The organism is Myxococcus sp. CA033 (genome assembly GCF_013336625.1).
Lineage (GTDB): Bacteria > Myxococcota > Myxococcia > Myxococcales > Myxococcaceae > Myxococcus > Myxococcus llanfairpwllgwyngyllgogerychwyrndrobwllllantysiliogogogochensis.
Genome location: NZ_JABUMU010000030.1, coordinates 26,411 through 49,181 on the forward strand (window position 1 = coordinate 26,411; position 22,771 = coordinate 49,181).

General features: G+C 69.2%; 21 protein-coding genes. 4 read left to right on the top strand and 17 right to left on the bottom strand.

Features of this window, described 5'->3' with window-relative positions; genetic code table 11:
• The first annotated feature begins 205 nt into the window (after positions 1–205).
• A complete protein-coding gene (locus HUA78_RS40480) occupies positions 206–1,618 on the top strand; it encodes a serine hydrolase (protein ID WP_174478643.1) in 1,413 nt (470 codons plus the stop codon).
• A 15-nt stretch (positions 1,619–1,633) separates the two neighbouring features.
• Here the strand turns inward: HUA78_RS40480 and HUA78_RS40485 are convergent, their stop codons facing one another.
• The 12 genes from HUA78_RS40485 to glp all read right to left on the bottom strand — a co-directional run bounded on the left by HUA78_RS40485 (position 1,634) and on the right by glp (position 16,336).
• Complete coding sequence (locus HUA78_RS40485) at positions 1,634–2,413, bottom strand: carboxypeptidase-like regulatory domain-containing protein (protein ID WP_174478644.1); 780 nt, start codon at positions 2,411–2,413, stop codon at positions 1,634–1,636.
• Positions 2,414–2,515: 102 nt separating this feature from the next.
• Positions 2,516–4,633, bottom strand: a complete 2,118-nt coding sequence (locus tag HUA78_RS40490) for a von Willebrand factor type A domain-containing protein (RefSeq protein WP_174478645.1) — start codon at positions 4,631–4,633, stop codon at positions 2,516–2,518.
• A gap of 141 nt (positions 4,634–4,774) precedes the next feature.
• Complete coding sequence (gene epsU, locus HUA78_RS40495; protein ID WP_174478646.1) at positions 4,775–5,983, bottom strand: exopolysaccharide biosynthesis GT2 family glycosyltransferase EpsU; 1,209 nt, start codon at positions 5,981–5,983, stop codon at positions 4,775–4,777.
• Positions 5,984–6,005: 22 nt separating this feature from the next.
• Positions 6,006–7,517 (bottom strand): PCP family exopolysaccharide biosynthesis protein EpsV, encoded by a 1,512-nt coding sequence (gene epsV, locus HUA78_RS40500; protein WP_217439474.1) that lies wholly within the window; start codon positions 7,515–7,517, stop codon positions 6,006–6,008.
• Between the two features lie 2 nt (positions 7,518–7,519).
• Positions 7,520–7,924, bottom strand: coding sequence for an exopolysaccharide biosynthesis response regulator EpsW (gene epsW, locus HUA78_RS40505; RefSeq protein WP_141647184.1), 405 nt, complete (start codon positions 7,922–7,924; stop codon positions 7,520–7,522).
• A 29-nt stretch (positions 7,925–7,953) separates the two neighbouring features.
• Positions 7,954–8,130: a hypothetical protein gene (locus HUA78_RS40510; protein WP_174456159.1), complete on the bottom strand. Its 177-nt coding sequence runs from the start codon at positions 8,128–8,130 to the stop codon at positions 7,954–7,956.
• An 11-nt stretch (positions 8,131–8,141) separates the two neighbouring features.
• Positions 8,142–9,392 (bottom strand): exopolysaccharide export protein EpsX, encoded by a 1,251-nt coding sequence (gene epsX / locus HUA78_RS40515; RefSeq protein WP_174460410.1) that lies wholly within the window; start codon positions 9,390–9,392, stop codon positions 8,142–8,144.
• A 3-nt stretch (positions 9,393–9,395) separates the two neighbouring features.
• Complete coding sequence (epsY, locus tag HUA78_RS40520) at positions 9,396–10,034, bottom strand: exopolysaccharide export protein EpsY (protein WP_174456161.1); 639 nt, start codon at positions 10,032–10,034, stop codon at positions 9,396–9,398.
• Positions 10,035–10,052: 18 nt separating this feature from the next.
• A complete protein-coding gene (wzx, locus tag HUA78_RS40525; protein ID WP_371745782.1) occupies positions 10,053–11,603 on the bottom strand; it encodes an exopolysaccharide biosynthesis flippase in 1,551 nt (516 codons plus the stop codon).
• A gap of 107 nt (positions 11,604–11,710) precedes the next feature.
• Positions 11,711–13,201, bottom strand: a complete 1,491-nt coding sequence (epsZ, locus tag HUA78_RS40530; RefSeq protein ID WP_174478647.1) for an exopolysaccharide biosynthesis polyisoprenyl-phosphate hexose-1-phosphate transferase EpsZ — start codon at positions 13,199–13,201, stop codon at positions 11,711–11,713.
• Between the two features lie 315 nt (positions 13,202–13,516).
• Positions 13,517–14,923, bottom strand: coding sequence for a molybdopterin-guanine dinucleotide biosynthesis protein B (gene mobB, locus HUA78_RS40535; protein ID WP_174478648.1), 1,407 nt, complete (start codon positions 14,921–14,923; stop codon positions 13,517–13,519).
• A gap of 153 nt (positions 14,924–15,076) precedes the next feature.
• Positions 15,077–16,336: a gephyrin-like molybdotransferase Glp gene (glp, locus tag HUA78_RS40540; RefSeq protein WP_174478649.1), complete on the bottom strand. Its 1,260-nt coding sequence runs from the start codon at positions 16,334–16,336 to the stop codon at positions 15,077–15,079.
• A gap of 354 nt (positions 16,337–16,690) precedes the next feature.
• Between glp and HUA78_RS40545 the strand changes: the two genes are divergently transcribed.
• Positions 16,691–17,317: a molybdenum cofactor guanylyltransferase gene (locus tag HUA78_RS40545; protein ID WP_174460414.1), complete on the top strand. Its 627-nt coding sequence runs from the start codon at positions 16,691–16,693 to the stop codon at positions 17,315–17,317.
• 59 nt (positions 17,318–17,376) lie between these two features.
• Here HUA78_RS40545 and HUA78_RS40550 read toward each other — a convergent pair whose 3' ends face one another.
• Together HUA78_RS40550 and HUA78_RS40555 are read right to left on the bottom strand one after the other, a co-directional pair.
• Positions 17,377–18,543, bottom strand: coding sequence for a hypothetical protein (locus tag HUA78_RS40550; RefSeq protein ID WP_174478650.1), 1,167 nt, complete (start codon positions 18,541–18,543; stop codon positions 17,377–17,379).
• Positions 18,540–18,944: a hypothetical protein gene (locus tag HUA78_RS40555; RefSeq protein ID WP_174460416.1), complete on the bottom strand. Its 405-nt coding sequence runs from the start codon at positions 18,942–18,944 to the stop codon at positions 18,540–18,542. Before HUA78_RS40555 ends, HUA78_RS40550 begins: the two co-directional genes overlap by 4 nt.
• Positions 18,945–19,109: 165 nt before the next feature.
• Here HUA78_RS40555 and HUA78_RS40560 point away from each other — a divergent pair, with 165 nt between their 5' ends.
• Complete coding sequence (locus HUA78_RS40560) at positions 19,110–19,415, top strand: DUF3817 domain-containing protein (RefSeq protein ID WP_174456167.1); 306 nt, start codon at positions 19,110–19,112, stop codon at positions 19,413–19,415.
• On the opposite strand, the gene HUA78_RS46960 is transcribed toward HUA78_RS40560, so the two are convergent.
• Entirely contained in the window at positions 19,406–19,879 is a 474-nt protein-coding gene (locus HUA78_RS46960) for a hypothetical protein (protein ID WP_254614011.1), read from the bottom strand. The genes HUA78_RS40560 and HUA78_RS46960 overlap by 10 nt on opposite strands.
• A gap of 72 nt (positions 19,880–19,951) precedes the next feature.
• Positions 19,952–20,758, bottom strand: a complete 807-nt coding sequence (locus HUA78_RS40570) for a hypothetical protein (protein ID WP_174478651.1) — start codon at positions 20,756–20,758, stop codon at positions 19,952–19,954.
• Positions 20,759–20,891: 133 nt separating this feature from the next.
• Here HUA78_RS40570 and HUA78_RS40575 point away from each other — a divergent pair, with 133 nt between their 5' ends.
• Entirely contained in the window at positions 20,892–21,506 is a 615-nt protein-coding gene (locus HUA78_RS40575) for a TIGR02265 family protein (protein WP_141647931.1), read from the top strand.
• A gap of 6 nt (positions 21,507–21,512) precedes the next feature.
• Here the strand turns inward: HUA78_RS40575 and amrB are convergent, their stop codons facing one another.
• Complete coding sequence (amrB, locus tag HUA78_RS40580; RefSeq protein ID WP_174478652.1) at positions 21,513–22,325, bottom strand: AmmeMemoRadiSam system protein B; 813 nt, start codon at positions 22,323–22,325, stop codon at positions 21,513–21,515.
• Positions 22,326–22,771: the final 446 nt, after the last annotated feature.

Below are 22,771 nucleotides of genomic sequence, written 5' to 3' on the forward strand. Positions count from 1 at the left end.
CACCTCGGAGCTTGGAGAGGTGTCCATCGTCCGTGAGTCGCACCGCGTGAACCGCACGTGCGCCTCTTTGCTGAGTCATCGTTTCATCATGGGGCGCTCCACATGCTTCTCACGCGGCAAGGACCTGTCCCGGTGTCGTCCTTCCTCTTCACGAGTGGAGGCCGGGGATGCTCTGGTGCGGCGTCCTCTTGGGTCAGGAGCTTTCATGCGACGTGGTTCGCGGTCCTTCTCGGCGTTCGTCGTCGTCCTTGTCGGGCTGCTCGCGGCGGGGCCCGCGGCGGCACAGGGCTCGCTTCGTGAGCGCATCGACGCGTTCGTTCGCGCGGAGCAGAAGCGTCAGGGCGTGGTGGGGCTCGCGGTGGGCGTCGTGCAGCATGGGCGCGTCGTCCTGGCGAAGGGCTATGGCTCCGCCAACCTGGAGCACCGCGTCCCCGTGGGGACGGACACGCTGTTCCAGTCAGGCTCCGTGGGGAAGATGTTCACCACGATGGCGGTGATGGCCCAGGTGGAGGCCGGCAGGATTTCGCTGTCGGACTCCATCACGAAGTACTTCCCCGACGCTCCGGCCTCGTGGGCGCCCATCACCGTGCGCCACCTGTTGAATCACACCTCCGGCATCCAGGACCTGGAGGGCCAGCTCGACGAGCGCAAGGACTACACGGACGAGGAGTTCGCCCGGTTCATCTACGCGCTGCCCCTGGATTTCCCCGCGGGCGTGCGGTGGAGCTACAGCAACTCCGGCTATGTCCTTTTGGGGCTCCTGGTGAATCGCGTCGCGGGGACGCCCTACGGCGAAGTCCTCGCCACGAAGGTCTTCAAGCCCGCGGGGATGAAGACGGCGCGCGGCATCAGCGAGGCCGACGTCATTCCCAACCGCTCCTCCGGCTATCGACTGGTGGGCAGCGAGGTGAAGCACCAGACCTGGGTCTCCCAGTCCCTCAACACCACGGGAGATGGGTCGCTCTACTTCTCGTTGAAGGACATGCTGGCGTGGGACGCCGCCGTGCAGCAGCGCTCCCTGCTGAGCGAGGAGAGCTGGCGCGAAATCCTGTCCCCCGCGCGGCTCAACAGCGGGGCCACCCAGCCGTATGGGTTTGGCTGGCAGCTCCTGGAGCGCAACGGAAAGCCCCTGCATCAGCATGGCGGTGCATGGCAGGGTTTCCGCACCGTCTACTCCCGCTTCCTCGGGGACTCGCTGTCCATCATCGTGCTGGCCAACACGAATCGAGCCAGCCCTGCGAGATTCGTCGAGGGCATCGCCGCCATCGTCAACCCCGCGCTCGCCGTGCCGAAGCTTGGGCCCATCGAGGACGGTGAGCCCCAGGTCACCGCCCAGCTCACGGAGTTGCTCGAGGATGTCCGGATGGGGACCGTGGACCGCGCCCGCTTCGCGTATGCCCCGAAGTGGCTCGTCGATGAGGCGCTGCCGCACTTCCGCGAGCTGCTCGAGCGCCTTGGCGCCGCGGGGCCCCTGGTGCTGGCCCAGCGGGAGGTGGTGGGCGATGACCGCGTCTACACGTACCTGGTGCGCTTCGGCGCGGATACCCATGTCTACAGGGTGGCGCTCATCCCGGACGGCCGCGTGACGGTCCTCAGCGTGAGCGAGCGGCCGAACTGACGGGGTCCCAAGTGTTCACCGGAGCGAACGACTCGATGCGGTCCTGGCGCAGGTGGCCCGAGGCCGCTTCGTGGAGGAGGTCGCGCGGCTCGCTGACGTCCTCGGAGGTGCATGACGAAGGAGGCGCGTGCGGCTCGGTGGCGCGCCGCGCCGGGGGCTTCTGGGGACCTCGACGCTGGGGACGGGATGGAGCCGCAGCGTCATCGACATGCCGGGCATGGCGGGGGAGAAGTTGTACCGAGGGGGCGCGTGGCTGACGGGGGGCTCCTGCTTCACGGGCTCGGGCCTGGCCTCGGCCTCGGGCCAGCACTTGGTCGCGCGAGAGTCGTTGCCCTGGCCCCGCACGACCGGCCGGACGACGTCGGTGCACTTGACGAACTCCTCGCTCATGTTGACGCACGTGTTCCGTGCGCCCGCGTCGATGAGGGGTGGCTTGCCGATGACCTCCAACGGCTCATCGATGGGGACGAGCGGCAGCGCGATGTTGACGCGGCGGGTGCGGTTCGGTCGCAGTTGGACGTTGTCGCGCATGAAGGGCTGGTACGGCTCCTTCTGGAACACCAGGGTGTGCATGCCGGGCGAAAGCTCGAGGATGCGATAGGTGCCCTGGGCGTCGGTGAGCACGGCGATTTCGCCCAGGAACGTGGGCGACGTCACCGTGACGACCACGCCGGCCAGGGGCTCGAGGCTCCGTGCGTCGATGACGGTGCCGACCAAGGCGCTGCTCTGGGCCAGCGCCTGCGAGGCGAAGAGCCCCAGCAGGCCACACAGCATCCGAGGAATGACAGCGTTCACGAGAGCCCACCCCTGCGTTTCGAAAGGTGGCCATCATCCAGAACGCCCGTGCCTCGCACCGCACGCGAGGCTCCAGGCTTCATCATGGTTTCGGCACGTCCTTCATTCGAGCCCGACGTCCTGGGGCCCCGAGGGTTCGTGGTCGAAGTCCATCGACTTCACCGGAGCGAACGACTCGAAGAGGTCCTGACGCTGGTCCAGTGAGGCCGCCCTTTGGATGAGGCCGCCCAGTTCGCTCACGTCCTCTCGTGCCTTCAGGGGGGCGCCCAGGCCCTCCCACAGCTCCACCAGGGCGCCGTACGTGAGCGCGCGCGTCCAGTAGGAACCCCGCAGCTTCTCCGCCAGGGCCGCCGCCACATAAGCCAGTCGTGCGGTGGGTGCCGCCGCCCCATAGCTGGCCTGGAGCGCACCGCGAGCCAGCTTGGTCTCCAGTTCCTTCGAGTCCCCACCCTCCGGCGCCTTGTAGCGGATGCGCAGCGTGCCCAGGCTCGGCGCGGGTTTGTTCAGCTTCACCTCGTAGAGCGCGGTGACGGAGTGGCCCGCGCCCACCTCACCCGCGTCCACGCGGTCATCGCGGAACTGCTCCTTGGACAGCATCCGGTTCTCGTAACCGAGCAGCCGGTAACGCGAGACGGCCTTCGGGTCGAACTCCACCTGAAGCTTCACGTCCTTGGCCACCACCTGGAGCGTCCCCGTGAGGTTCTTCACGAAGATGCGATGCGCTTCCTTCAGGCGGTCCACGTAGGCGTAGTTGCCCTCACCCACCTGGGCCAGCCGCTCCATGAGCACGTCGTTGTAGTGGCCCATGCCGAAGCCCACGGTGGACAGGGTGATGCCTTGCGCGGCGAAGTTCTTCACTCGCGACCAGATGCCGTCCGCGTCGGTGATGCCGTTGTTGGCCACTCCGTCCGAGCAGAGGATGACGCGGTTGGTGCCTCCTTCGAGGAGGTGCTCGGAGGCGATTCGATAGCCGAGCTCCATGCCGGCCTGTGCGTTGGTGGAGCCCTCACTGTGCAGCCCGTCGATGGCGGTGAGCAGGCGCTCCTTGTCTTCCGCGCTCGTGGGAGGCAGCACCTGCCGCGCCTCGGAGCCGTAGACGACGATGGAGACCCGGTCTCTCGCGTCCAGCTCGTTCACCAGCAACAGCAGGGCCCGCTTCACCAGCCCGAGCCGCTGGTCTCCCTGCATCGAACCGGAGACATCGATGACGAAGACGAGGTGGCTCGGCTTGCGCTGCGCGTCGCTCACCTCGCGAGCCTTCACGCCGATGCGCACCACCTGGTAGCCCTTGCGCGCGGGGGAAGGAAAGCCCTCCACGTGGACGTTGAAGGGGGCCTCGACGGGGCCCGGATAGGCATGGTCGAACGTGTTGACGAACTCCTCTACGCGCACGGCTCCCTCACTGGGGAGCACCGAGCGCTCCAGATATGCGCGCGCCAGGGTGTACGAGGCGGTGTCGGTGTCCACGGAGAAGGTGGAGAAGCGCTCGTCCTCCGTCTCCACCGTGGGGTTCACCCCGTACCCCTTGAAGTACATGTCGAAGTAGTGCGCGCGAGTCATTGGCTCGCCGCGCCGGAGTCTCCTGAGGGGCTGCCCCGACGGAAGGGGATGGAGCCGCAGCGTCATCGACATGCCGGGCATCGCGGGGGAGAGGTTGTACACAGGGGCCGCGCTCACGACGGTGATCGCCTCCTCGATGGGCACGCCGTACTGGTCGCTCTCGGCACTCGGGGCCAGCTCGGCCAGGGATTCGAAGGACCGTGACGTGCCGCCCGAACCGGGAGCGGCGATGCGCTTGATGAACTGCTGGTCCACGTTGACGCCCGTGGGACAGTTGCCCTCGCCGATGGTCGGCATGGCGCCGGAAATCTCCACTGTCTCTCCGAGGGACTCGGGGCGCAGTTCGATGTTGACGCGGATGGTGCGGTTCAGCCGCAGTTGCACGTCGCTCCGCGCGTAGGGCTTGTACTGCTCCTTCTCGTAGCGAAGGGTGTACACGCCGGGAGGGAGCTGGGGGATGAGGTATTCGCCCTGGGCATCGGTGAGGACCGTCTGTTCGCCCTGGAGATTGGGCGACGTCGCGGTGACCTCCACTTCAGGCACGGGCTGACGGCTCTGCGCGTCGATGACCGTGCCGGTGATGGTGCTGCTCTGGGCCAGCGCCTGCGAGGCAAACAGCGCCAGCAGTCCACACAGCATCCGAGGAATGACAGCGTTCACGAGAGCCCACCCCTGTGTTTCGAGAGGTAGCCATCATCCAGAGGGCCCACGCCGCGCATCGCACGCGAGGCTCCAGGCTCCATCATGGTTTCCGCACGAAGCGGACGTCACGAGCCCCGGAGGGCCCGGCACATCAACGCATCAAGGGCGCTCGGCCTCGCGCGAGGTGCGCACCCACTCGCCGCGCTTCTCCGCGCCGGGGCCGCGCAACATCAGCCCCACCTTCCACACGACGTACACAGGCGCCCAGGCCAGGTCCAACAGGCCGCGAGGCCCCACGCCGGACACCCACCAGCCGCGCAGCACGTACGCACCCAGGCTCATCAGCCCGAAGCCCGCCAGCGCCGACGCCCACACCGCCGTGCCACCCGACAACCACACCAGCACCGACGCCGCCACCGCGCTGCCCACCGCCGCGAGCACCAACTGGCTCAAGGGCGGCACCAGAACGTCCATGGACAAGTCGAGCAGCAATCCACTCTTCTGCTTCAGCGCGTCCTTCAGGAGCGGCCAGCCGTGCAGCTTGCGCATCTGGCTGCGTCCACCCTCCCAGCGCTGACGCTGCGAGCGGCTCTGCTTCTCCGCGGAGACCATCTCCCCCTGCACCTCCGCCTCCCAGGCGTAGTGCACGCGGTGGCCCTTGCGGCCCAGGCGGATGCCGTACTCCAAATCCTCCACCACGCTGAAGGCGTCGTGCGGCACCTCGCGCAACACCGCGTGCGTGAAGCACATGCCGTTGCCGCGCAGGCCGCAGGAGACGCCCATCGCCTCGCGCCCCGACGAGCGCACCTTGTGGAACATGCCCAACGCAATCGTCATCAGCCGTGTCCGCCACGACGCCGTCGGGTTCATCACCCCGTAGTGCGCCTGCGCCGCGTGCGCGCCGTCCTCCAACCGCCGCGCGTACGCGTGCAGCAGGTTGGGAGACACCACCGTGTCCGCGTCCACCACGACGACGGCGTCAGCGAAGCCGTCCTTCTGGCTGAACTCGAAGGCGTACGCGAGCGCATAGCCCTTGCCGCGCTTCTCCGTGTCGTGCCGCTCCAGCACCGTGGCGCCCGCCTCGCGCGCCTTCTCGGCCGTGGCGTCCGAGCAGTTGTCCGCCACGACGAGGATGCGCCGCAGCGACGCGGGGTAGTCCACCGCGGACAGGTTCGCCACCGTGCGGGCGATGCCCAGCTCCTCGTTGTGCGAGGGAATCACCACGTCGAACTTGCGCGTGGGCGCGGGAGGCACCGGCGCCGCGCGCCGCCACGACAGCAGCGTCAGGAGCAGCAGGTAGCCGCACGCCACCACCACCGGCAACAGCGCCACGCACAGCGCCAGGTCCACCCAGGTCCACACCGTCACGAGACTCTCCCCCGAGCGCGCGTCAGCGCCGCTCCAGCTCCGCCAGCACCGGGAGCTTCAGGATTCGCTCCACCTGCCACTTCTCCAGGATGCGCCGACGGATGATGTCCAGCGCCACCGCCGCGAAGATGCCCATGGCGATGCCACCCACCACGCCCGCGGCGAGGATGAGCTGCACCTTCGGCTTGGACGGCTTCTCCGGAAACTGCGGCGGCGCCAGCACGCTGAAGCGGTGCTTCATCGACGCGCGCGAAATCTCCAGCTCCGTCTTCGCCTGGTCCAGTCGCCGCATCTTCTCCTGATGCCGCATCACCAGCATGCGCACCCGGTCCGCCGCCACCGACACCTCCGGGTTGTCCGCCGTCGTCGGCCCGCCGAACGCCGCCGCGCCCAACAGCGGCCCCGTCGTCCCCTGCTCCAGCTCGCCCGGGTCTCCGCCGTTGCGCATGTACTCGTTGATGAGCTCGTTGAGCTCCGAGCGCAGCGCCACCAACTGCGGCGAGTCCTCCGTCAGCGCGATGATGCGCTGCTCCAGGTCCGTGATGAGCGGGTGCTGCGGCGAGTAGATGACGCGCTGCTCGGCCAACTGGTTGCGCAGCTCCGTCAGCCGCCGTGCGCGGAACTCCTCCACGTCGGAGATGGCCCGGCGCTTGGTCTGCACCATGAACCGCATCTGCGCGAGCAGGTGGTTGGTGTTGATGCCCAGCCCCGCCTGCGCCTGCGCGTTCCGGCCTCCGCGCGTCGCGGCCTTGGCCTCGTCGCGCTTGCGCTTCGTCTCCACGCGCTTCACGGTGGCGTCCAGCGCGGCGATGGCCTGTTTGATTCCCTCGCCCTCGTCAATCACCTGCTTGTCGAGGATGGTGATGGCCTCCGACACCGCACCCATCTCCGCCGCCTGCCGCATCTCCAGGAAGTTCTTCTGCGCCGCTTCCACGATGTTGAGCGCCAGCTGCGGGTCGCTCCAGTCCACGCCGATGGTGACGGTGCCCGTGCCACCCTCCACCATGACGAGCATGGCCTGCTCCAGCATGGCGGTGAGCGCATCGCGCTTGTCGTCGTCCGACATGGGCGGCGGCGGCTTGCGCAGCAGCGTCTCCTTCAGCTTGCTCATGGGCGAGCGCTGCAGCTCCCAGTACTCCACCAGCTTCGCGTCCCGGACGATGGCCTTGATGTTGTCCGTCTTCATCACCATCTCCCACGCCGCGCGCGTGGGCTGGTCCGCGTCCACCGGAATGGAGCGGCCCGGGTTCGCCAGCGAGGCGATGATGAAGTTGCGTTGCGTCAGCATCCGCGTTTCGACGTGGTACTTGCGCGGCATGATTTTGCTGACGCCCGCCGCCAGCCCCGACACCGCGACCATCACCAGCAGCGCCAGGAACCAGTGCCGCAGCACCGCGTTCTTCACATAGAAGACCGCGTCAATCGCGAAGCCCCAGTCGATGAGGTCCGACGGCGCATTCGTCTCCGCCCGCTCCGGCGTGTACGCCGGTCGGGGAGGGACGGCCTGTGGACCCCGCGGCCCGGGGGCCGGCATCGTCACGACGTCCTCCTCGCCGCGGCGCTCTTCAGGAGCTGGCCCACCCGACGGGAGAACTCATCCTGCGTGAAGGGCTTGCCCAGGTAGCCGTTGGCTCCCGCCTCCTCGGCGTGGGCCTTGTCCTCCGGCAAGTCGCGCGCGCTCACCACCAGCACCGGCACGTCCGCCATGCCCACGGTGCGGCGGATGTGCTCGCACAAGTCGTAGCCGGAGATATCCGGCAGCGTCAGGTCCAGACACACGAGGTCCGGACGCGCCGCTCCCGCCAGGTGCTTGAGCGCGGCCTGGCCATTGGGCAGCTCCACCACGTCCTTGAATCCCATGGCACGCAGGTAGTCGCCCAGCATCTTCCGAAAGAAGGGCGCGTCCTCCACCAGGAGAACCGTGTGCATTTGGGGCTCCATCCGTCGTCAGCCTTTCTTCTCAGTCGCGCTCAGTGGAAGCCGAGCCGTGGCACCCAGACGATGACGCCGTAGGTGTATGCCGCGTTGAAGAGGATCACCCACAGGATGGCCTTCTTCAGTCCCCTCATCGGATTCTCATCCCTCGCCGCCATCGCGGGGAGGGTGATGGTGAGGATGAGGACGGACATCAGGATGAGCTTCGCCATGGGCCTTGAACTCAGAGGATACCAGTTTGACGAAGCGACAGGCCCAACGCCGCCGCCCACTGGAAGCGGGCCGCCGGCAACTCGGGCGAGCGGCTCCACGTCCCGCGTGTGTCGGCATCCACCGACATCCAACTGTTGAGAATCCAGGATGCCGTCACCCCGCCGGACACCAGCCGGTCGCCTGTCGCGCCGCCCACCGCGAAGGCGGTGCCGCCCGTGGTGGCCACGCGCACGCGAGGCCCCAGCGCCCACGTCCCCGTCACGGTGAGGTCCGCTCGAGGGTAGACGCGCGCCGTCAGCCGGTCCGTGAAGGGAGACACTCGCAGCCCCAACCTTCCGTCGAAGTCCGCGGTGCGAGAGGGAATCCGGTGGCCCACCGCGAGGGTGAGGTTGGGCAACAGCTCCGTGCGGGGCCCTGCGTCCGCGCCTTCCTCGCCGGGGTCCGGGTCGACTCCCGTCGCGGTGAGGGAGCGGACGATGCTGGCCCCGGCGCCGGCCTCGACTGAAGTCCTTCGCGTCATCCGCCGCGTCCAGCTCTCCGTCAGCGTCACGACGGTGTTGTTGGCGCCGGTGGAGAAGCGCGCGTGCGTGACGGCGGCGGATGTCGTCAGCGCGCTGAGCGAGGACAGCGCGTGGCTCAGCGACGTGTCCAGGCGCGGGCCGTACTGGAGGGGGACGGCTTCCCGGGCCGGGCCGTCCAGGCCGCCGCTGACGGAGAAGCCGGTGGTGGCGGACAACTGCCAGCGCCGTCCCAGCCAGCTCGTCTCGCCGGTGAGCGAGGTGGCGGACGACACGAAGTGGACGGTGTCCGTCTCCGGGAGCGGCTGGAGCGGACCGCCGCCCACGGGCGGGCGCAGCGGGCCGTCCGGGTCTATCGGGTCCGGGTCGAAGTCCGGCAGCGCGTCCGTGGTGAGCAGGTTGACGCTGCCCACCACCAGCTCCTCGCTCAGCCGGAAGGAAAGGCCGCGCTCGGGACGCCAGAGGGCGGCGAAGCGGCCCACGTGCTGCACTTCGGTGCGCGCCTGGGCGGTGACTTCGCGCAGGCTGATGCGCGGGGCGTAGTCCAGTTGGAGGGTGGTGTTCCCCTCGCGCCGCTCCAGGCCCAATATCGGCGTGAAGTCGGTGTCACCGGCGACGGAGGGCGCGTCCTCGGCGGGGTCCTCGTTGGAGCGCACGCGCGAGTCCACCCGCACCGACGCGGTGTAGGTGATGGCGGTGGAGGAGACCTCCAGCCACATCGCGGTGAGCGCCGCCCCCAGCACCGCTCACTCCACCACCACCACGTCACCAGGGCGCAGGCGGAAAGTCGGCGCGCGCCCCTCGGCGTGGATGAGGTCCTGGTAGCGGAAGCGGATGCGCAGCGGGCCCTGTCCGTCCTCGTGACGCATGACGAAGATGCGGTCCTGGTGCGCGTACTCGGTGAAGCCGCCCGCGCCGGCCAGGGCCTGCAGGAGGCTTGCGCCCACGTCGATTTCCAGCGGGCCGATGCGGTTGACCTCGCCCACCATGGTCACCTTGATGGGGCGCGCCATCTCCAGCGCCACGGTGACGACGGGGTGGTTGATGTAGTCCTTCAGCCGCGTCTGGATTTGCTGCGACAGCATGGCGGGGCTGTGGCCCGCGGCCTCCACGTCGTCCAGGAACAGCAGGCTGATGCGCCCGTCGTCGCGCACGCGCGCCTGCGTGGTGAGCGACTCCTGGTTCCACACGCGGATGTTGAGCAAGTCGCCTGCGGCGATGCGGTAGCTGGCGTCGGGCGGGGGCGGCTTCTCCTGGTACTCGTCCACCCAGGTGTACTTGCCCAGCCCGCTGCACGCGGAGGCCACGACGAGCAGCACGGCGCACGCGAGGACGCGCGGCGGGAGGTGGAGCGCGGGGCGATGGGTGCGGGGCGAGGACGACATGGGCTCTGACGGTTTCCTCTAGGGAGTGGGGGCGACGGCGATGACGGCCGGCTCCGGTTCGGGGTTGCCACGGCGGCGCGCGAGCTTCACCACGGCGAGGACTTCACCCGGCTTCACCGCGCCGAGCGCCAGGACTCCGAAGACATACAGCGTGGCCTCCACGCCCAGCCGGGGCCAGTCCTCAAGCGAGAGGAGCACCGTCCTGTCCAGCGCGACGATGGCCACGCAGACCACCGCCGTCTTGGCCACCCTGACGAGCAGCCGGCGGTCCACCGCGGAGCGGCCCATGCGGCCCAGCATGATGATGGTGATGACCACCTCCATCAGCAGGAGGGAAATCGCGGTGCCCGCCGCGCCGCCGCCGTCGCCGTAGGCCGCGTGCATGCGCGGCACCAGCATCAGGTTGAGCAGCGGGTTGAGCAGCAGGCTTCCGAAGATGCTGGTGCCCGTCACCCACCACTCGCGGTTCGTCATGGTGAGCCAGGCGCCGCACGTCATCGTCACGAAGGCGAGGACGAACAGGGGCGACTGGAGCCGCAACAGATTGACGGCCAGCGAGTAGTCCTTGCCGAGCAGCCCAATCCACAGGGGCGCGCCCATGACGATGAGCATCATCATGGGGACGGTGACGGCGAGCGTGCCCTCCAGCGCGCGGCGGGCGATGGCGCTGACTTCTTCTTCCGAGCGCGCGGCGGCGCGGGACATCAGCGGCAGGAGCACCCAGCCCATGACGGGGTTGAGGGCGAAGGTGACGTTGGAGATGCTCCACGCGGCGCTGTACCAGCCGACCTCCTCGTGGTTGCCGAGCATCCCCAGAATCATGATGTCCAGCCGCCCGTTCGTCGCGAGCGCCGCGGCGGTGAGGAAGTAGGGCAGGCCCGCCTTGAACACCCGCCATGTCGCGGGGAAGTCCACGCGGAACACCAGCCCCATGTGCTGGCGCGCCAGGTGCCAGCCCACCGCCAGCTTGATGGCCTCCGACGCGACGACGGGCACCGCGAGCCACGGCAGGGGCAGGCCCATGACGCCGACCGCGAACAGGCCGCCGCCCCACACCAGCTTGGTGACGACGTTGGAGATGGAGAGTCCGGCGACCTTGCCCTTGGCATGCAGCAGCGCCGCCATGGACGCGTTGCACATGACGAGCAACTGCGCGGCGCCGAAGACGTAGACGAGCGCGCGCATCTCCGGCGGGTCGTCCCGGTAGTTCATGACGAGCGCGAGCGCGCCCATCAACACGCCCGTGAGCACCAGCCGCACCAGCATGGAGGCGCCGAAGAAGTCGCTGGCGTGTTCGGGCCGGCGCGACACCTCCTTGCGGATGTACATCTCCAGGCCGAGATTGGTCGCGATGAAGAAGATGGCGGAGAAGCTGTCCGCCCAGTTGAAGCGCCCGAAGGCCTCCGGGGACAGGTAGTGCGTCAGCAGGGGACGGATGCCGAAGGCGATGGCATACGTCACCAGCAGCGAGCCGCCGAGCTGCAGGCCGTTGCGCACCGCGCCCATCGCCTCATGGGAGCGTTCACGCTCCTGGGCGTCATGCTGAGAGGATTCGCTGTGGGTCGTCACGGTGGGAGCGGGCGCTCCGGCAATTGGCCGGCCAGCCCGTGTGCATAGAAGACGAGCGGGAGCGGCGCGTCAATGCCGCCCCCGAGGAAGTCAGGCCGCCTGGAAGCCTAGCTGGCCCCGCGCCCCGTAATCACGACGGGCACCGTCTGGAGCAAGAGGCGCAGGTCGCTCGTGAGGGTCCAGTGGTCGATGTACTGCATGTCCAGGTACATCCACTCCTCGAACGAAATCTGGTTGCGGCCGGAGACCTGCCAGATGCAGGTGAGGCCCGGGCGCACCGACAACCGGCGGCGCTGCCACGTCTCGTATTTGGCCACCTCGTTGGGCACGGGCGGACGCGGGCCGACGATGCTCATCTCGCCGCGCAGCACGTTGATGAACTGGGGCAGCTCGTCGATGGAGAACTTGCGGATGAAGCGACCGATGCCGGTGATGCGCGGGTCGTTCTTCATCTTGAAGACAGGGCCGGTCTGCTCGTTCTGCGCGGCCAGCTTCTCCTTCAGCTCCTCCGCGTTCACCACCATGGAGCGGAACTTGAGCATGTAGAACGGCTTGCCGTTCTGCCCGACGCGGTACTGCTTGAAGAAGATGGGGCCCTTCGACGTGAGCTTCACCACGAGCGCCACGAAGCCGAGCAGCGGCAGCAGCATCCACAGCGCGACGGCGGACACGCAGATGTCGAACAGGCGCTTCATCGCCATCTGGTGCGGCTTGGGGCTCACCGCCGCGAAGTGCAGGAAGCCATCCGCCACCGCGCGGCTGTCCACCGGACGCGCGCGGTCCAGGCGGAAGCTGTGCGCGGGCAGCGCGAAGGGGACGCCGAAGCGCTCGGCCAGCTTGATGGACGCCTGCATCGCCTCGCCCTGCTTGAGCGTGTTGCCGGCGATGTAGACTTCGTCCACGGCGGTGTTGCGCAGGATGTGCTCCAGGTCATCCACCGTGCCCAGCACCTTGGCGGGCAATTCACCGATGGAGCCCGTGTCGTCGTGGAAGCGCACGTAGCCAATGAGCTGCCGACGGCCGCGGCGAGCCAGGTCCTCGCCGGAGTAGCGGCCCATGGCGCCCGTGCCGACGATGACCACCGTGTCCGTGGGGCGCTCTTGAGAGGCCACCGAGCGGAAGACGAACAGCCGCAGGAGCAACGCCACGGGCCAGAAGAGGATGAGCAGCGGGGCAAGGCCGGGGACCTTCATCGTCTCCGGCAGCGCCAGGTGCACCACGGCCAGCACCGTGACGACGGCCAGCGTCGTCACCGACACGAGGGCCACGTGGTCCAGCTTGCTGCGCTCCGCGAAGCGCGAGTCGTACAGACACAGCGCGGTGCCGGTGATGATCCACACGATGAGGGACGCGACGACCAGCGCGGGCAACAGCCAGCCGGGCTGGGCCCACAGCAGCCCGTCCAGCCACGCCGAGGCCGTCAGCACCGCCGACATCAAGACCAGGTCTACGGTGAGGTTCAGCTTCGCCGCGAAGCCGGGCGCCAGCTTGGGCCCGGGAACCAGCTCTTCCGCCGCGCCCCCCACATTGCCCTGAGCGGATGCCGACCCAGGAGCACCGACCGCCGCACCAGTACTTGCGCTGCTCATCGTGTCCACCCCCCTCTACCCGCCCACTGAGTGTTCAGTTCCGGTAGAGGATGCCGTTGAGGCTGAAAATCTTCAAGTCGGAAAGAACTGCTTTTTGCCATGCTTGTGCGGCGCGTTGCAACCCCCCGCACTGTGAGTAAGACGTGACATGGTGTGAAATCTTTGGATCATCCGACTCTCGTCGCATCTCAGGGGGTCCCAGCGAACACCGGGAGTCGCCTCTTCGCTTCCCCGCGCGAAGGTGACGTCCCCCAACACATTGCATCTACGGTGCCGGTCTGACGCGAACGGTACGGAGCGCGTGGGTGGGATGGATGCATGGGGTCAGGGTCCAGGAGTTTCGCGGGGTTGCGCGGATTCCAGCCGTTCCGGGTGGGTGTGGACGTTGAAGCGCCCGTTCCGGACGAACGTCGCCAGCGTCACGTGGGAACGCAGCGCCAGGTCGATGGCCAACGTGCTGGCCGCGGAAACACCTGCAATGACTGGGATTCTGGCCATGACTGCTTTTTGGACGATTTCAAAGCTGACGCGTCCGCTGACGGCGAGCAGCACGGGCTGACGCGTCAGGGCGACGGGCGGCGTGGAGACTGCGCGCGGGGCCCTGGCCAGGACGAGGGCGCCCACGACCTTGTCGACGGCGTTGTGGCGGCCCACATCCTCGAAGGACGCCAGCAATTGGCCGTCGGCATCGAGCGCGGCGGCGGCGTGGACTCCCCCGGTCCGCGCGAAGTTGCGCTGCACGTCGCGCAGGCGCTCAGTGGCGCGGGCCACGACTTCTGGGGAAAGCCGGGGGCCGGGCGGGAGCGGGGTGCAGCGGGACAGCAGGTCCTCCACGCTGCGCCGGCCACAGACGCCACATGCGGAGGTGGTGAGGGTGCCCCGGCGGGTGGCCTTCAGTGGATCAGGGTCAATGACAACACCTGGGGCGGGAGTGACCTCGAGCACATTGCCCCAGCCTTCCTCGCCCGGCCGGCCGCAGTGGGAGAGGGTGCCCAGGTCGTCCGCGCTTCGGATGAGGCCCTCGGCCAGCAGGAAGCCCACGGCCAGCTCCCGGTCATGTCCGGGTGTCCGCATGGTGGTGGCCAGGGCCTCGCCGTTGACGCGCAGCTCGAGCGGCTCCTCGACGGCGATGGTGTCGTCCTCGGCGGGGAGGAGGGTGGCGCCGTTCCAGCGTCGCACCGGACGGGAGGCCACGCCCCGCGCATCCTGGGGCGGCAGTGGCGCGCGTCGGGGCGGGCGCAGGTGTTCGAGGAGGGCGTCCGCGATGGCGCGCGTGTCGAGCGGTGACAGGAGCCGCGCGGTGGAGGGGCTCGACACGAGCGCGTCCGTGACGAGGGCGAAGACCTCCGGACGGGAGGAGGCGAGGAGCGGGCCCAATCCCTCGCGCCACACCTCCAGCTTGGGGAGCGGACCGTCCTTCCAGCCTTCCACCAGCGCGAGGTCCAGGGTGCCCGCGAGCCGGACGAGCAGCTCCGGAAGGGCCTCCGTGGGGGCGGTGCCGGTGGTGAGCTGCACGCCCTGGGGTGTGGCGAAGCCGGTGAGGCAGGCGCCGGCCTCCTGGAAGCGGGCGGTGTCGCTGCCTCCCCGGTGGAGCGGGTGGGTGTCCGAGGAGTGCTTCACGGCGGCGATGCGCAGTCCTCGCGAGGCGAGCTCCGGGAGCAGCCGCGTGAGGAGCGTCGTCTTCCCGGCGCCGGACCAGCCGACGATGCTGAGGGCGGGCACGCGGCTCATGGCTTCAGGTCCGCGGCGTGGTGGGGGCGGTCGAATGGCTCGACGGCGTTGAGGGCGGGCACATGGCTCACGGCGCGGTGTCCGGGGCTGAGTCCGCCGCGTGGTGGTGGGGGCGGTCGAATGGCTCGACGGCGTTGAGAGCGGGCACATGGCTCACGGCGCGGTGTCCGGGGCTGAGTCCGCCGGGTGGTGGTGGGGACGGTCGAACAGCTCCACCTCGACGAGGTCGTTCTCGTTGAAGTCGGCGCGGCCCGGAGGGAGGACGGCCCAGCCGTCTGCTTGAACGTTCTGGAGAATCTGCCCGGCGCCCTGGGGGCGCAGCCAGGCGCGAAGACCCTCGTCGCCGTGCTCCAGCGTGGCGGTGATGAGGTAGGTGAGGCCGGCCTGCTTGTGACGGGGCTCGGACAGGCGCGCGCGGACGCGGCGGCGCGTTTCGAGCACGCCCTGGTGCTTGAGCAGCAGCGGCCTCGCGAGCTGGTCGAAGGCGACGGTGGCCGCGCCCGGGTTGCCCGGCAGGACGACGATGGCGGTGTCCCCCAGGCGCGCGACGGCCACGGGCTTGCCTGGCTTCAGGGCCACGCCGTCGACGAAGAAGCGCGCGCCCAGCGCGGTGAGCACGCGCTTCACGTGGTCCTTGTCTCCCACCGACGCGCCGCCCGTCGTGATGAGCACGTCGACTCGCGGCGCGAGCTCGGTCAGGGCCTCGCGCAGGGCGTCCTCGTCATCGCGGGCCCGGGACATGTGGAGCACGTGGGCGCCCGCTTCGCGCGCGAGCGCCGCGACCAGGACCAGGTTGCTCTCGTAGACCTGATGCGCGAGCGCGGGCTCACCGGGGCGCACGAGCTCGTCACCCGTGGCGAGCACGGCCACCCGTGGTGCCGGACGCACGCGGACGGTGGTCTCGCCCTGGGACGCGAGCACGCCGAGCACGGAGGCATTCACACACTGGCCCGCGCGGAACAGCGGCGCGCCCGCGCGGACCTCCTCGCCCGTGCGGCGGATGTCGTGGCCGGGGGGCACGGTGATGAAGAGGTCCACGGCCAGGCCATCGTCCGAGGCGCGCGCGGCTTCCTGTCGCACGATGGCATCGGCACCGGAGGGGATGGGCGCGCCGGTGAAGATGCGCGCGGCCTCGCCGGGCTGGAGTGCGCGAGCGGGCAGGGCGCCCGCGTAGACGGTGTCGATGACGCGCAGCCTCGTGGGGCTGTCACGGTTGGCGCCGCGAGTCTCCTCCGCGCGCACGGCCCAGCCATCCATGGCGGAGTTGTCGCAGCCGGGCAGCGAGCGCGAGGCTCGGACGTCCGTGGCCAGGAAGCGGCCGTGGGCATCGAGCAGGGGCACGGGCTCGGGAGCCGCGGGAGCAATGGCTTCGAGCGCGGCCTGCCGGGCGGCGGAGAGGGACGTGAGCGGCATCGGGGACGCGCAGACTACGCCGCGGGCCCTGTCCGTTGTCCACGGGGCTGCGGGCCGTCTGTTCGCCTGCTGTCCTTCGCGGTGGGCTCGGGCATGGCGCGGCGTGGGATGCACCGCTTCGACATGGATCCTCGATGCAGGGCCTCGGTGCTCGGAGAGGCAGCGCGTGGACTCGCCGCGTCACTTCGCGAGTGACCTCGAATCGAAGGGGCGTGCTCACCTCTCCGAGCGAGGTGTGGCATTCTGAGGGGAAGGGCTCTCGTGCGTGCTTCGCGGCACTCGGGATGGAACGTGTGACGTCGCGCGTGGCCGGGGGCAAGTGCCGACGTTCCAGGGGAGAGCGAGACACGAGCCATGGACCCCAACAGCGGCAGTCTCGGCAACACATATCCGGACGTGACGCTGGCCATCATCGCGGGAGGCCAGGGACGACGACTGTCCGGTGTGCCCAAGGGCATGCTGGAGGTGGAGGGCCGCACGGTGCTGGCGCGACTGCTCGCGCTGGCGCCCCGCTTCGGTGAGGTGCTCCTGGTCGCCAACGCACCGGAGCCCTACGCCCGTTATGCGCTGCGCACCGTCGCGGATGTGGTGCCGGACAAGGGCGCGCCCGGCGGCGTCCACGCGGCACTCTCCGCGGCGCGGACGCCCTGGGTGGTGGCGGTCGCATGTGACATGCCCTTCATCTCGCCCGATGTCCTGCGCGTGTTGCTCGACGCGCGCGGTGACGACGTGGACGCGGTGTGCTTCGACGCGGGCGGACGCGTGGAGCCCCTGCTGGCCGTGTACCGCGCCGCGCTCGCGCGGGTCTGGCGCGCGACGTTGTCCGAAGACCCGTCGCTGCGTCAGCTCCTCTCCCGCTTCCGCGCGCGACTGCTGCCCGAGTCCGCGCTGCGCGCCGTGGACCCGTCGCTGCGCGCGCTGGTGAACGTGAACACCCCTCAGGACCTCACGCGGTACGCGGTGACGCTGCCTGGCGAGTAGTTCTCACTTCGAGACACGCGCCATGAATGCGTGCCATCGCCTCGCACCGCCCGGCGCCGTCAGGAGCGAGGCGTCGGGACGGGCTGGAGGAGGGTGGGCAGCTCCGCCAGGTCGAGCACGAGGCTGGGGCGAATCTGGCCGACGGCATCGGACATGTCCTCGCCCTGGCCCTGTACGCCCAGGCCCACGGTGAAGCGGTCGCCCACCATGACGCGGGTGGTGGCCACGACGCTGGCGCGTTTCGTGTCCGTGTTTCCCAGTTTCAACAGTGACTGGGTGGCTTCGAGCTTGAGCTGGAAGCGCTGCGAGGCGACGCCGAAGGACAGGCCGACGTCGACCCATCTGTCCATGGAGAGCTCCGGGCGCGGACGTTCCTGGAGTACGCGCACTTGCATGGCGACCTCGAGGTTGGAGTCCGCGCTGCTCAACAGCTCCAGCGTGGCCGCGCCGAAGCCGCGCTGGATGGCGACGCCGTCGCCGTCATGTGACTTGAGGCCGGGTGTCACCCAGCGTCCGCCGACGGAGAAGAAGAGGGCGCTGGAGGCCTGGCGTGTCTCGCGGGTGCAGGCGGGGAGGCCCTGGCGAATCTTCGCGATGCCCGCCTGGCGCGCGGCCTCCATGGCGAGGCGGTAGTCCGCGAGGGCCTTCTCGAAGTCGGCGGGATTCACATGGTCGCCGGGCAGGGGCTTGTCGGGGAACTCGTAGAGGCTCGGGTCCGCGAGGACGCGGGTGATGCAGGTGTTGTAGGTGGAGCCGTAGATGCTGCGCTCGCCGAGGACGTCCACGGACAGGCCGGCCATCACGGTGGCGAAGCGGCCCTTCTCCGGGACGGCGTCCTGGAAGGGCGTGTCCTGGCCCACGCCGAGGGTGAGGGCGGTGTCCTGGAGCAGGCGGGTGAGGACGGAGGCGTTCCGCGCGGCGACGGCCTCCGAGTAGAGCCGTTCGAAGCCGTCGGTGAGCAGGTAGGGGTTGAGCTGGAGCGCGAAGGACGCCTGGGTGCCGTCGAGCACCGCGCCCACGCCGCGCAGGCTGGCCACGAGGGCGGAGGGGTTGGAGGGGTGGACGACTTCTCCGGCGGTGGCGATGTCCAGGCCGGCGGCGGTCTCCGAGCCGCCTCGGAGGATGCTGGGGAAGTCGAGCTCCACGGTGCCCGCGTCCGGAGTGCCACCGTCCTGGGCGTTCGCGGCGGAGGCGCAGAGGAGGAGCAGCGCGAGGAGCGCCCTCATTCCACCACCGTCCAGGTGAGGGTGATGAAGTCGGCCACGGCGCCCTGCTGGAGGGAGAAGTCGTCCCAGAGGGCTTCCTTCTGGCCTTTTTCGAAGACGAGCGTCGCGCGCTGGAGGAACCGGGCGCCCGCGCCCGTCGGGTCCGCGACGGAGAACACGGCGCGCACCCACCCCTGGGCGGCGGTGGGCAGGAAGTCGTCGGGCAGGGGGACGGTGCCGTCGCCGGTGAAGACGTCCGAGTGGAGCTGGCGGCGCTCCTGGCCCTGCATCTTCCCGCTGACGACCAGGCGCATGGCGACGGTGTTGAGGACACCGGAGGGCCGCTCCAGCACCAGCTTCACGCCCTTCCGGTCCGCGCGTGGCACCTGGATGATGGACTCCAGCTTGTCGTTGCCTGACATGGTGTTCCCCCTCGACGGGTGATGGCGGGCTTTGCCGGCCTCACCCGGTTCATTCTAGTGGGAGGGGTGACGTGGAAAGAAGCCATGCGGGCGGGCGACCGGGTGCGTCACCCTGACGCATGGACGGGAGGGTCGGAGGGTGGGAGACAGGAGGGGGAGAGCGCCATGTTGAAGACCCCTCTTGGACGGTTCCGCGCGGTGGCCTTGTTGGAAGGCCTGTCGTTCGTGTGCCTGTTGTTCATCGCGATGCCGCTGAAGTACGCGGCGGACATGCCGTTGGCGGTGCGCTTCACGGGAATGGCGCACGGGCTGTTGTTCGTGCTGTACCTCTTCGCGTTGATGGAGGCGGCCATCGCGCTGCGCTGGTCCTTCGTGCGCGTGGCGGTGGCGTTCGGCGCGTCGCTGGTGCCCTTCGGCAACTTCCTGCTCGACGCGAAGCTGCGCAAGGAGAACGCCCCTGTTCAGGGGTGATACGGGGCGCGCTCGAGGAACCGCCCATCCGGCGCGATGGCGTAGACCTCGAACCAATCGAACTCGAGCGTGACGCCGGGGCCGAAGCCAGGGCACCTGTCCACGCGTCGCTCGACTTGAACGAAGTAGATACCGGCCTCGAAGCCGACGCGCAGCTCCAGGGAGCGGGGCGAGAACGCACACTGCTGGGTGTGCTGCTTCGGAAAGCGCTTCATGGCCTCTTGCAGCGCGGTGTGCGCGGCGAGCACGGCGGGGCCATCCAACGTGGCCAGCGGGCGAATCTCCTCTGGCCATTGAATGGGGCGTTCGCCCGTTGCAGTCGGAGAGAGCCCCGCATCCCTCGTCGTCGTGGGCTGAGGTCTCACGACTCCCGCATCCGGGCTCCCCGCGTCGGGCGTGGGCGGAGCAGCTCCGCCATCCGTCAGCAGGGACACCAGCAGGAGCAGGGGATTCAGTCTCAGCATGTGGCACCTGATGAACGTGCATCGGGACGGCGGGACGTGGCGCGAGGGCTCATGGGCGTGGCGTCGAGCAGCCTATGGGGACATCGCGGAAGAGCAATCAGGAGGAGTGCCGTGAGGCCTGATGACGCTGGAGGGGCGAGGGCGACAGGTGGCCTGGAAGCTCCATTTCTTCCGGGCGGAGTCCCAGAGAAAGACCTCACCCGCTGGGTTCCATTTATAGAACCGAGGCGCGCTTCGATGGCCCGTGGCGAGCCATCCCCAGGTCGAAACGGGTTGCCCTCGCGCATCTCGGGCCAGTCTGCCGCTCGGCGTGGTCGCATACGCCATCATCACCCAGAGTCCCTCGCCCGACTTCGCCAGGGGCCAGACGACGAGGTCCTTGGCGCTGACCTCCGCTCCGCAGGGATGGTTGTGGGCATAGCCGAAGATGGGCAGGTCCCTTCCGAAGTCCACGTCATCCACGCCGCCAAATGGAGGTCGGCATGCGCTCGCTGGTGTTCCCCCATCGCGAATGGGCCAGGACACACGCCAGTCGTCCGGCGTGCGGTAGATGGCGACGCAGTACTCGGTCGCATCGGGACGGGGACGCCCCGTCCGGGCGTCGCAGGCGTCCATGGAACTGGGGAGCGCCATCAACGCCTGGAGGGTGGGCAGGACCAGGTCATCCGGAACGGCCGCCGACGTGTCGAGCACGGTGGGCACCTCGGGCCAGGGTCCCGGCGCCACCGCCAGGAAGGTGTCACCGTCCAGCGAAGGCAACTCCGAATGCAGGTAGTAGCGTCGTGTGCTCGCGCAGGCGATGACGAGTGGCAGACCGAGCCAGGCAATCCACCGCGGCGCGAGGCGCCGGAGCCGTGCGGGAATGCGCGAGAGCGTCATTTCACCCAACGTAGTGCATTGGCCGCATTCCCAGGAACGGGACGCGCCAGGGTGTGGATGACCTCCAGGAGTTCGCGCGCGCGAGGAAGCTGTGCGAGCATTCCGCGCGCTTTTTCGCGGTGGAGGTCGGCTCATGGAACGCGGCACTTGGAACACGCCAGAGGCAGTGCAGCGGGAGCTGGATTCGCGGCTCGCCCTCGTGCAGTCCTCCGAGCACATTCGCGGCATGCACTTCGCCGCCGTGCTCGACACCGTGCGCTTCCTGGGCGGTGAGCAGGCGGTGAAACACATCGTCGACGCCGGTGACTTCCCTCCCGACCTTGACCCCACCGAGCTCTACCCCGTCCCTCCCTTCATGCGGCTGTTCTTCGCCTCCGCCAACCTGCTCGCGCCCCAGCTCGGCGGCGTCGAGGAGGCCATGCGCCAGATTGGCGTCCAGGGCACGCTCGCCTTCGTCCGCTCCATGTTCGGCACCGAGGTCCGTCAGCAGGTCGGCGGAGATCCAAAGCTCCTCGTCAACATGCTCCCAGAGGCCTACCGCATGGCCATCGACTTCGGCGAACTCCAGGTCGAATGGACCGCGCCCCGCGCCGGCCTCATCCACATGCGCCGCATCTTCACCCCCGTCGCCTACAACGAAGGCATGCTCGAAGGTGCCCTCCAGGCCGTCGGCGCCCAGGACATCCGCGTCGAGGGCCGCCAGACATCGCTGCTCGACAGCGAGTACTCCCTCTCCTGGGACGACTGAGCGCTTCTACCGGGACGCGCCCCTCGCGGGCGCATCCGCATCGAAGACGAAGGCGCCGTACCCAATCACCTCGTCCCGTGCCCCGGCCGCATCCCCGGAGCTGCGCAGCGCCATCAACCTGGGCCGCAGCCCCCGCCGCTTCGCCACCCGCAGCAGCCCGCTGATGGCCTCCGCGCCACACGCGCTGCCCGCGTCCAACGGCCCCTCCAGCGCCAGCACCCGCGCCGCCGTCGCATGGTCCGCCCGCCGCGCCTCCTCGTACGGCCGGTAGTGCGACAGGTCCGACGTGACGACGAGCAACACGTCCTCGTCCCACAACGCCTCCAGCACCTGGGCGACCTCCTCCTCTTCCGCGCGCCCCACCACCAGCGGCAACACCGTGAAGTGCTTCAACACGCGCTGGAGGAAGGGGAGCTGCACCTCCAGCGCATGCTCCGACTCGTGCGCCTCCGTCGAGGCGCTCACCTGTCCCAGCGCGGTCGCCCGGCGCAGCAGGTCCGCATCCAGTCGCACGTCCCCCAGCGGCGTACACAGCAGGTCCACCTCCGGGTACGCCAGGCCGCGCAGCCTGTGGAAGTGACACGGCCCCAGCAACAGCACCCGCGTGCGCTCCGCTCGCCGAGCCCACAACGTGGCGTAGGCCGCCGCCGCCACCGCGCCTGAATAGACATACCCGGCATGCGGAACGATGAGCGCGGCGGGAAGCCCCTCCTCCGGCCCCCGCGCCTGCTCCAGCCACGCGTCTACCTGCGTCATCAACGTGGTGGGATTGGAGGAATAGAAGGTGCCCGCCACCGCGGGCGCACGCACACGAGGCATGTCCTCCAACCCGTCCTTCCCTGGGCGGCGCCGCGAGCACTGACGGGCGGGGCTGGCTGTCCCACCAGCGGCCCCGGGCTCCACACGAACGTGGCTCCGGGTGGAATCCTACGGACAGACGGCAACGCGAGGATATGCGAATCATTGCAAGTCTGTTCGCTTGTGGGACGTGCGGGTCCCGACTTCGAGCGCCGCGCTCCTCATTCCCGGCCCTCCACGAATGACAAAGGATTGATTTCACCGGCGGTTCGTCTGGCGTGAGGCTTGCTACCGGTGACTTCGTTCCGTGCGCTCCTTCCGAGCGGTTCAGGGCCGTTCGGGGCACGGAACCTCGCGCATGGGAGGGCCGGCTGGGGCCTCTGACTCCTCCACCCTGGCCGACCTTCCCGTCCGTGAGCCCTGGCCCACGCGGGCCCGCCGCGCGCCCGTGTCCAGGCCTGGGCCCA